11 protein-coding genes are annotated in these 9,225 nt (G+C 66.9%); 5 read left to right on the forward strand and 6 right to left on the reverse strand.

All coding sequences use genetic code 11. From position 1 onward, the window contains the following. The 3 genes from ACNPP0_RS12830 to ACNPP0_RS12840 form a co-directional block, all read right to left on the reverse strand. Window positions 1-231: biotin carboxylase N-terminal domain-containing protein (locus ACNPP0_RS12830; RefSeq protein WP_448706086.1), on the reverse strand; the 231-nt coding region annotated here is incomplete at its 3' end. 15 nt (window positions 232-246) lie between these two features. Continuing rightward, complete coding sequence (locus ACNPP0_RS12835) at window positions 247-1,944, reverse strand: 5-oxoprolinase subunit B/C family protein (RefSeq protein ID WP_448706087.1); 1,698 nt, start codon at window positions 1,942-1,944, stop codon at window positions 247-249. Between the two features lie 8 nt (window positions 1,945-1,952). Then, window positions 1,953-2,735, reverse strand: coding sequence for a LamB/YcsF family protein (locus ACNPP0_RS12840; protein WP_332608192.1), 783 nt, complete (start codon window positions 2,733-2,735; stop codon window positions 1,953-1,955). Between the two features lie 153 nt (window positions 2,736-2,888). On the opposite strand from ACNPP0_RS12840, the gene ACNPP0_RS12845 reads away from it, so the two are divergent. Continuing rightward, window positions 2,889-3,548, forward strand: a complete 660-nt coding sequence (locus ACNPP0_RS12845) for a GntR family transcriptional regulator (RefSeq protein WP_332608193.1) — start codon at window positions 2,889-2,891, stop codon at window positions 3,546-3,548. On the opposite strand, the gene ACNPP0_RS12850 is transcribed toward ACNPP0_RS12845, so the two are convergent. Further along, on the reverse strand, window positions 3,524-5,089 hold the full coding sequence (locus ACNPP0_RS12850; protein WP_448706088.1) for a PepSY-associated TM helix domain-containing protein: 1,566 nt from the start codon (window positions 5,087-5,089) through the stop codon (window positions 3,524-3,526). The two genes, ACNPP0_RS12845 and ACNPP0_RS12850, sit on opposite strands and share 25 nt — an antisense overlap. A 248-nt stretch (window positions 5,090-5,337) precedes the next feature. Beyond that, entirely contained in the window at window positions 5,338-5,823 is a 486-nt protein-coding gene (locus ACNPP0_RS12855) for a DUF2946 family protein (protein ID WP_448706089.1), read from the reverse strand. 233 nt (window positions 5,824-6,056) lie between these two features. On the opposite strand from ACNPP0_RS12855, the gene ACNPP0_RS12860 reads away from it, so the two are divergent. Then, window positions 6,057-6,440: a hypothetical protein gene (locus ACNPP0_RS12860; protein WP_332608196.1), complete on the forward strand. Its 384-nt coding sequence runs from the start codon at window positions 6,057-6,059 to the stop codon at window positions 6,438-6,440. 10 nt (window positions 6,441-6,450) lie between these two features. Continuing rightward, the gene (locus ACNPP0_RS12865) at window positions 6,451-6,669 is read left to right on the forward strand and encodes a YMGG-like glycine zipper-containing protein (protein WP_332608197.1); all 219 of its coding nucleotides are present in this window, start codon (window positions 6,451-6,453) and stop codon (window positions 6,667-6,669) included. Between the two features lie 181 nt (window positions 6,670-6,850). On the opposite strand, the gene ACNPP0_RS12870 is transcribed toward ACNPP0_RS12865, so the two are convergent. Next, window positions 6,851-7,579 carry a ribonuclease activity regulator RraA gene (locus ACNPP0_RS12870; RefSeq protein ID WP_448706090.1) on the reverse strand — a complete coding sequence of 243 codons (729 nt, stop codon included), beginning with the start codon at window positions 7,577-7,579 and terminating at the stop codon, window positions 6,851-6,853. A gap of 328 nt (window positions 7,580-7,907) precedes the next feature. Between ACNPP0_RS12870 and ACNPP0_RS12875 the strand changes: the two genes are divergently transcribed. After that, on the forward strand, window positions 7,908-8,675 hold the full coding sequence (locus ACNPP0_RS12875; protein ID WP_332608199.1) for an endonuclease/exonuclease/phosphatase family protein: 768 nt from the start codon (window positions 7,908-7,910) through the stop codon (window positions 8,673-8,675). Beyond that, window positions 8,672-9,225, forward strand: a 554-nt coding sequence (locus ACNPP0_RS12880; protein ID WP_448706091.1) for a phospholipase D-like domain-containing protein, incomplete at its 3' end; no start/stop codon positions are given. The genes ACNPP0_RS12875 and ACNPP0_RS12880, both read left to right, overlap by 4 nt.

The following is a 9,225-nucleotide window of genomic DNA, read 5'->3' on the forward strand; positions in this document are numbered from 1 at the left end:
CACGGCGGCGGCGCCACTGCGGCGCGCCACGTCCAGCAGCTTGTCGATATTCAGATAGGAATCGGCGGGACGGTCGCCGTCCAGCCCGTACGCCTCGTCGGCCATGCGCGCGTGCAGCGCGTCGAAATCGGCGTCGGCGTAGACCGCAACGGATTTGACGCCGTAGTCTGCGCAGGCGCGGATGATGCGGACGGCGATCTCGCCACGGTTGGCAATCAGAACTTTCTTCATGGCAGGCAGATTCAGTTAGGTCGGGTTGACGGGCACGGCCGGAACATCAACCGGAACGAAGTCGGAAATGGGATTGAAGCGCACGCGAGCGCCGATCGGAATTTGGGCGGCGCGGTCCAGATGCCACGGCGCGACCGAACCAATGACGGGGTAGCCACCGGTCAAGGGATGGTCGGCCAGGAACAGAACGGGCTGGCCGCTGGCGGGCACCTGGATGGAGCCTTTGCGGGTGCCTTCGCTGGGCAGTTCGGCGTGGTTGGCGCGTTGCAGCGGCGCGTCGCCGTTCAGGCGGATGCCGACGCGGTTGGACTGCGGCGTCACCGTCCAGGCCTGGCGCGACAAGAGCGCAACCGCCTCGGCGTCGCACCAATCCGTGCGCGGGCCCAACACCACGTCCAGCACCACCTCGGTGTTGGTGGTTGGTAGATGCGCCGGCGCAACTTCGGGTGCCCCCACGATGGCGCCCTGCCCGGCTGGCCGGATGCCGATGCGGTCGCCCGACGCCAAGGGCTCGGGGCCGACGCGGGCCAAGGTGTCGGTGGAGCAACTGCCCAGCACCGGCCGCACGTCGAAGCCGCCGCGCGCGGCCAGGTAATAGCGGATACCGGCGGACGGTTGGCCCAAGGTCAGCGTGTCGCCATCGTCAAGCGCGATGGCTTGATACGTGTCGGCCGTCCACGTGCTGCCCGCCGCGCTGCGCAGCGTGACGTCGCCACGCGCGCCGGTCACGGCCACCACGCTGGGGCCGTGCGCCCGCACCTGGAATCCGCCGTAGACGATTTCAATGGCGGCTTCGGCGGGCGCGTTGCCCACGAGCCGGTTGGCGGCGCGCAGCGCGCCACGGTCCATGGCGCCGGAAGCGGCCACGCCCTGACGCGCCTGCCCTGCCCGGCCCAAGTCTTCAAACACCGCCTGCAACCCGGGCGACACGACTTCCAGCGCGGGTGTGGGGTGGGAATTGACGGCGGATGCGTTGCCGCGAGCGCAAGCAAAGGCCAACACATCGGCCGAGGTTCTGGCCGCAGTCCCGACCGAAGCCTCGGCCGATGTTCCGGCCGAGGCTTCGGAAGAAGCACCCTGCGTCGCGGCTTCGCCCGCCGCAGCCCCGGCATCAATGAACCGCACCCGATACCCCGGTTGCAGCAACGCCGGCGTCTCGCGCGCCAGGTCCCACATGGGTACCGGCGTCACGCCCAGGATCTGCCAGCCGCCGGGGCTGGCTTGCGGATAGACGCCGCTGAATGTGCCGGCCAACGCCACGGCGCCCGCCGGAATGCGGGTGCGCGGGGTCTTGCGGCGCGGTACGTCCAGCGTGGGGTCGCCGCCGCTAAGATACGCGAAGCCGGGTGCGAAGCCGGTGAAGGCCACGCTGTACGTGCCGCCGGTGTGGCGGCGGATGACTTCGTCCGGCGTGATGCCCAGCAACTGGGCGACTTCGTCCAGGTCTTCGCCGTTGTAATGAACGGGGATCTCGATCAGCTTGCCATCGCGCGCCACGTGAGCCGTGGTGTCGCGGGCACCGATGTCGGCAATCAACGCATCGCGCGACACCAGGCCGGGTTCGAAGATGACCAGCACCGTGCGCGCGGCGGGAACCATTTCGGTGACGCCGGCGATGGGCCGGTTTTGCAGCGCGGCGAACAGCGCCAGCGTCTGTTCAAGATCGTCCAGCTCGACCAGTAGCGCGTCGATGTTTACAGGCAGGAAACGCACGCGGCCTCCTAGGCGGATTGTGCCGGGGCAGCGTCAATGAAAGAGCGGATGGCAACGCCCGATTGCTCAAGCTGGCGCCGCAGTTCGCGCGCCATGTCCACCGCGCCCGGGCTGTCGCCATGCACGCAGATGGAATCGGCTTGCACGCGCGTCAGGCTGCCGTCAATGGCTTCGATGACGCCCTCTTGAACCAGCCGCAGCATGCGCGCGGCCACGGCTTGCGGGTCGTGCAGCACGGCGCCCTTTTCGCGGCGCGATACCAGCTCGCCCTTGGGCGTGTAGGCGCGGTCGGCAAAGGCTTCGGCCACCACGCGCAGCCCGCGTTCACGGGCGCGCGTCAGCAGCGGCGAGCCGGCCAGGCCCACCAGCACCAGCGTCGGGTCGATTTCAAGAATGGCGGCGATCACGTCGTCACCCTGGCGGGCGTCGTGCGCGATGGTGTTGTAAAGCGCACCGTGCGGCTTGACGTAGCGTACGTCGGTGCCGGCGGCGGCGGCCAGCCCCTTCAAGGCACCGATCTGGTAGATGACATCAGCGATCAAGTCGGCGCTGGCCACATCCATATTGCGGCGGCCAAAGCCGGACAGATCGGGATAGGACACGTGCGCGCCAACCGTCACGCCGTTCTCGCGCGCGGACTTCAAAGTGGCCAGAATGCCCGCGGGGTCGCCCGCATGGAAGCCGCACGCCACGTTTGCGCTGGACACCACCGCCAACATCGCGGCGTCGTCGCCCATGCGCCATGCGCCCAGGCTTTCGCCCAGGTCGCTGTTCAAATCGATCCCAGCCATGTCTTATCCTTAGTCCACGGACGCGGGGCAGGTGGTTTACGCAGCGTGCCACGCTTATAGTGTGGAACGATAGTTACACAATTGTTCTACAAATTGGTTAGTATGGTAGATCAAACTTGCCCAAGCGCCTATCGGTAATTGCCCCAACCGCCTATGACCACATCCGACGCGCACCAGACCCTGACCGACAAAGTCACCGAGCAGATACGCCGCCGCTTGATCAATGGTGAATTCATGCCCGGCCAGCGGCTATCGGAAGCAACCCTGACGCAATCGCTGGACGTGTCGCGCAACACCTTGCGCGAAGCCTTTCGCAACCTGACCAAGGAAGGCTTGCTGACTTATGCGCCCAACCGTGGCGTGGCAGTGGCGGTGCCCAGCATGGCGTCCATTATCGACATCTACCGCGTGCGGCGCATGATCGAATGCCAGGCGCTGGCCCAGGCCTATCCGCACCACCCGGCCCGCCAGCGCATGCGGCAGGCCGTGGACGACGCGCTGGCGTGTCGCGAGCGGCAGGACTGGGCGGGCGTGGGTACGGCAAACATGGCTTTTCACATGGCTATTGTTGAACTGGCGGACAGCGAACGGCTCAATGCAATGTTCGCCTTGCTGTTGGCCGAATTGCGGCTGGTATTCGGCCTGCTGCAAGACCCCGAATTCCTGCACGCGCCGTACGCGGACATGAACCAGCAGATCTTGCAGCGCGTGGAAGCCGGGGATTTCGGCAAGGCGGCCGATGCGCTGAAGGACTACCTGGCGCAGTCCGAGCGCATCGTCCTGGCCAGTTATGCGCGCCGCGTGGCCAACTGAAAGCGCCACGATCGCAGCGCGTCGATCACCAGGAATACCAGCAGGCTGACGCCCATTACCGGCAGGCACCACCCCAGCACTGCGGCCACGGCCAGCGCGCCCAGCCGCGCCGGCCAGCCCAACGCGGCCCAGGCCTGCGTCAGCGTCTGCCCATGCGCGCCGGCTGCCGGCCGCCGCAGCCACCACATGCGATAACCCAGCACGATCATGGTTGATAGCGCCAAGCCGATGGCGCCCATCAACAGCTGGTTGGGCCAGCCGAACAGAATGCCCATGTGCATGTCCACGCCCCAGCGGATCAGCTTGGCGATCAGCGGAAAGGTGTCGAAATCGGCACGGCTGGTGATGGCGTAGGTGGCGGGGTCGATGGCGATGGTATCCACCTGCGTGGGCCAGGACCGGTCCACTTCACGCACCATCCACGCCTGGCCGGCGCCGCGCGGCGGGCGGATTTCAAGCTGGGTACTGTCGATGCCGCCTTGGCGGGCCGTTTGCAGAATGCGGTCAAACTGCATCGCGACATCCGATGACGCGTTCATGGAGGCATTGGCGGGCGCATTCGTTGGCGCATTCGCTGACCCATTCATCGGCGCATTCATCGGCGCATTCATCGGCGCATTCATCGCTGCGGACGCACCGTTGTGCGACATCGCCCCTGCCATCTGCATGCCGCCGTGATGATGCGCATGTTCATCCCCGCCGGCAGCCTGCCCCGATGGCCCCCCTGCCCCAGCCCCCGTCCCGGCTGCCTGCCCTGCCCCCGGCAGCTTCAGCGAAATCGCCGGCGTGATCCATCCCAGTTGCGCGCGCAGCTGATCGACGCGTCCGCCCGCCCAGTTCGACCACGTCAAGCCCGTGGCGGACAAAAATATCAGCCCCAGCGCCAGCCACAAGCCCAGCAAGGTGTGCCAGCGCCGCGTCCGCAGACGCGGGCTGCGCGCACGGGTCGCGGTCGCGCGGCGGCGCCCCGTCCACCACAGCGCCAGCCCGCCCAGCGTGGCCAGCCACATCCAGGACGCGGCCAGTTCGCTGTAGTTGCGCCCCAGGTCGCCCAGCATCAGGTTGCGATGCAGATAATCCAGCGTGGTGCGAAACGGCAACGAGCCGCTGGTGCCGTAGACCATCATGTCGCCCTTGATGGCCAGCGTGACGGGGTCGACGAACAGCGCGCGGCTTTCCGAATCCCCCATGCCGGCTTGCGTGAACATGACGCGGGTGGTTTCCCCGGGCGTGGGCGCGGGGCGCACGGCGAACAAGCGGGGGCCGCCCGCGCCGATGCGTGCCTGCGCCGCTTCAACCTGTTTGGCCAGGGGCTGCGCCGGGCCGGTGGAGGGGGTGCGCAACTGGTCCGCGTACAGCAGGTTCTCGATCTGCGGGGTCAGGACGAACAGCGTGCCGGTAACGGCCGCCACCAGGATGAAGGGGCCGACGAACAACCCGATATAGAAATGCAGGCGCGTGATCAGCGCCAGGAAAGCGCTGGGGGCCGCGGTTCGCGAGCGCGCGGGCGCGGCGGCGGTATCCAGGGTTTGTGTGGACATGGGATTCTCGAATGGGAACGGGGGCCGCCACAGGCGGGCGGCCGAGACAAGCCGCAATATCATGTCGCGAAATCGGGTCGAAAAATCGGGTCGAAAAATCGGGTCGAAAAATCAGGCCGCAAAAACCGGGCCGAAAAAAACCGACCCAATCCGCACCCAATCCGCACCGAATCCGCACCAAATCCAGGACCACATCCGCGACCAAAATAGCGGCCACAGGCATGCGCACAACGCGCATGCGTGCAGGGTCATCCGTCTATCGAGGGTGGCGCCCGTGGGCCCAGCGGGGGGCCGGTGGCCGGCATGGGCGGGCGCGGGCCGTCCACGTTCAGCGGCGGCTGTGCCAGCCAGTGCAGCAGCACCGGCGTCAACGCCGCCAAGGGCGGCAGGTTCAGGATTTGATGCGCGCTAAGGCCAAACGGACATTCCTGGCCGGCGCCACGATCATCGCCCTGCCCGCTACCGTGGTGGTCATGATGGCCGTGCATCTCGTGATGGCCATCGGCGGACGCCTGCCGTAACGACATCGCCTGCAACGCGGCCAGCGCGTTGCCGCCCGCCGTGCAAAAGCCCAAGGTCAGACGGCCTTGGCGCAGCGCCTGGGCGTCGGGCATGTACCCGGTCGGCACCCACGCCCGCGCCACCAGCAACAGCAGCAGCAACAGCCGCCCGTAATCGGCGGCCGTGGCAAAACGCGGGTAACGGGGTAAACGACGGGGCAATCCGGTGCGCATGCGTCCAATCCACAACGCCGGCGGGCGCCGGCGTCTTGGCGGAATTTTACGCGCCGTCTTCGGATTGCGCGACACCCGCCCCGCCGGCCCGCCTGCAAACGTTGCTTGCCGCCGCCTGGCTTCGGGCATAAATTCGATGTTGCCGTTTTCCGCTCAAGGCCCGCTGCGGCTCTGTTTTGCGGACGGCGTCCAAAGGTTGTTTTTGATCTTTTAAGCCCGCGAGGAGCGATGCGATGAAAGTGAAACACCTGTTAGGTCCGGCAGCCTTCGCGCTGTCTACGCTGTGCACCGCGCCCAGCATGGCGCAATCCGCCGACCCCGCCCCGATGGTCACAGGCAAGCACTGGTCGGAGTCCGATCCCAACATCAAGAAAGCCTACCTATTGGGAATCGCCAACCTGCTGCAAGTGGAACGCGCGTACCAGGAACGCCGAGCGCCACCCGACAACCAAACGCTGGTGCCCCGCTTTGCCAAGGGGCTGCAAACCCACACGCTGGATTCCGTGCGCGAGGGGCTGGATAGCTGGTACGCCGCGAACCCGTCGCGGCTGGACCGGCCGGTGATCGAAACCCTGTGGTTCGAGATCGTCGTTCCTGGCGCCAAGCGCAAGCCTTGAAGGAGCCGTCATGAAAGTCATCCGATCGATACTTGTGTGCGTCGCGATCAGCGCCCTGGCGGCCTGCACCAATATGTCGTCCAAGCAGCAAGGGACCATGTCCGGCGCGGCGATAGGCGCGGCGGCGGGCGCGGGCATTGCCGCCATCGCGGGCGGCAGCGCCTGGACCGGGGCGGCCATCGGCGGCATCGCCGGTGGTGTCGCGGGCAATATCCGCGGCGGCAACTAGAACGCCGCCGCGACTTGCACACTGGCACGTCAGGCCCGAAACGCACGGCGAGAGCCGCCGCGTTCCGGGCTTTTTTGATAAGCCTGAAGCCGCCCGAACCTGGACTGCGATTCAACCGAAGCCGGCCCGAACTCGCCTGACGCCCCCCGGGAAGTGAAGCGCCGTAGAACTCCGCTGCCGGCTACTTTCCGCCCTGCTGCGCCCGCCACGCCTGATACTTCGCCTGGTTTTCCTGATTCGGCGGATACAGCCCGGGCAGCTTTTCGCCCGCCTCCACCTGCTGCATGATCCAGCCTTCCAGCCGCTCCTGCTCGATGGCAATGTCGACCACCTCGTCCAGCAAGGCGGCCGGGATCAGCACCGCGCCGTCGCGGTCCAGCACGATGACGTCGTTGGGAAACACCGCCACGCCGCCGCAGCCCACCGGCTCCTGCCAGCCGACAAACGTCAGCCCCGCCACCGAAGGCGGCGCCGCCGCGCCGGCGCACCAGACGGGCAGCCCGGTGCCCTCAACGCCTTCCAGGTCGCGCACCACGCCGTCCGTCACCAAGGCCGCCACGCCGCGCTTTTGCATGCGGGCGCACAGGATGTCTCCGAAAATGCCGGCGTCCGTCACACCCATGGCGTCGACCACAGCGATGCAACCTTCCGGCATGTCTTCAATGGCGGCGCGCGTCGAAATGGGGGAAGCCCACGATGCCGGCGTGGCCAGGTCTTCGCGCGCGGGCACGAAACGCAGCGTGAAGGCGCGCCCCACAATACGCGGGGCGCCCGGCGCAAGCGGCCGCGCGCCGCGCACCCATACGTTGCGCAGGCCTTTCTTCAACAGCACGGTCGTCAGCGTGGCCGTCGTGATGCGGGACAGGGCCGTGACGACGCGCGCGTCCAGGGGCTGAGGGGCAATCGTCATGGTGCGGGGTCTCCTTGCGCCTTCTTGGCGGGTATCCGGGGTTGGGGATGTCGATTGTGACGCCGGCCAAAAGCAGGCACAACCCTGTTTTTACAGATTCTGAATCCGCTTTTTATGCCTGCCCGGCCTGGCCGTGCGTACGGTCGGGCCAGCCACTTTCCGCCTGCCTCGGGCCAGGGCAATTTTGACCGGTGCGGACAATTGCGCGTCCGCCGTGCCACCGGATCAGGAAGCCGCCGGACGTGTTTTCCCAATGAAAATCCCCCTGCCCCCGGGCTCAGGCACGAAACTTGCGCAGGGGTGAGCATCTACCACCTCCGGAGAGTCCATGCCCGCCCCGACCGACGAATCCCGCCGGAGCCTGACGGTGCTGACCGTCAACACCCATAAGGGATTCACCAGTTTCAACCGGCGTTTCATGCTGCACGACCTGCGCGAGGCCTTACGGCTGGCCGCGCCCGATGTGGTGTTCTTGCAGGAAGTCCTGGGCGAACACCAGGCGCACGCCGAGCGGCACCAAGAGGCCTGGCCGGCATTGTCCCAGTACGAATTCCTGGCCGACACGCTGTGGTCGGACTACGCCTACGGGCGCAACGCCGTCTACCCGGCCGGCCACCACGGCAACGCGATCCTGTCCCGCTACCCCATCGAACGCTATGAGAATCACGATGTCAGCGTGGACGGCCATGAAGGCCGCGGCCTGCTGCACTGCGTGCTGCGCGTGCCGGGCGATGCCCCCGTGCATGCCATCTGCGTGCACCTGGGCCTGCTGGAAAAGCACCGCGGCCAGCAGATGAACCGCCTGTGCGAACTGGTGGCGCGCGACGTGCCCGAAGGCGAACCCCTGTTGATCGCCGGCGACTTCAACGATTGGCGCGGCAAGGCCAACCGGCAGATGGCCGGCTGCGGCACACAGGAAGTGTTCACCAGCCGCCTGGGCCGCCCCGCCCGCACCTTTCCCGCGCGTTGGCCGCTGCTGCGGCTTGACCGCATCTATGTTCGTAATGTGCGCGATTGGCGGCCCGTGCCGCTGGCCTCGCGCGTGTGGTCGCGGCTATCCGACCACGTACCCCTATCCGCGGAGATTGCGTTATGAGTGCCGGTGAACTGGGATGGCGGGAAGGCAACCGCTACACCTTGCTGGAAAACGGCGAGGCTTATTTTCCGGCCGCGTTCGAGGCCATCGACGCCGCCCAGCGCGAAGTCCTGGTCGAAACCTTCATCTTGTTTGAAGACAAGGTGGGGCGGCAATTGCAGCAGACCCTGATCGCGGCCGCCAAGCGCGGCGTCAGCGTGGACCTGCTGGTGGACGGCTACGGCTCGGACGTGCTGACGCCCGAATTCATCGGCGAAATGACCGAAGCCGGTGTACGCCTGCATATCTTCGACCCCCGGCCTCGCCTGCTGGGCATCCGCACCAACGTGTTCCGCCGCATGCACCGCAAGATCGTGGCCATCGACGGCGTGTGCGCAATGATCGGGGGCATCAATTTTTCGGCGGACCACCTGGCCGACTTCGGCCCCGAGGCCAAGCAGGACTATGCCGTGCGCATCGACGGCCCGCTGGCGGCGGACATTGCCGACTACGCCCGCTCGGCGCTGAACCGCAAGCGGCCACGCCGCTGGCGCCGGCCGGCCCCCCCCAC

Source organism: Achromobacter semiaridum (assembly GCF_053543755.1).

Excerpts from the sequence above, each read along its gene's own strand:
- ACNPP0_RS12840 (WP_332608192.1), bottom strand. The coding sequence starts at position 2,735 with ATGGCTGGGATCGATTTGAACAGCGACCTGGGCGAAAGCCTGGGCGCA.
- ACNPP0_RS12845 (WP_332608193.1), top strand. The coding sequence starts at position 2,889 with ATGACCACATCCGACGCGCACCAGACCCTGACCGACAAAGTCACCGAG.
- ACNPP0_RS12850 (WP_448706088.1), bottom strand. The coding sequence starts at position 5,089 with ATGTCCACACAAACCCTGGATACCGCCGCCGCGCCCGCGCGCTCGCGA.
- ACNPP0_RS12855 (WP_448706089.1), bottom strand. The coding sequence starts at position 5,823 with ATGCGCACCGGATTGCCCCGTCGTTTACCCCGTTACCCGCGTTTTGCC.
- ACNPP0_RS12860 (WP_332608196.1), top strand. The coding sequence starts at position 6,057 with ATGAAAGTGAAACACCTGTTAGGTCCGGCAGCCTTCGCGCTGTCTACG.
- ACNPP0_RS12865 (WP_332608197.1), top strand. The coding sequence starts at position 6,451 with ATGAAAGTCATCCGATCGATACTTGTGTGCGTCGCGATCAGCGCCCTG.
- ACNPP0_RS12870 (WP_448706090.1), bottom strand. The coding sequence starts at position 7,579 with ATGACGATTGCCCCTCAGCCCCTGGACGCGCGCGTCGTCACGGCCCTG.
- ACNPP0_RS12875 (WP_332608199.1), top strand. The coding sequence starts at position 7,908 with ATGCCCGCCCCGACCGACGAATCCCGCCGGAGCCTGACGGTGCTGACC.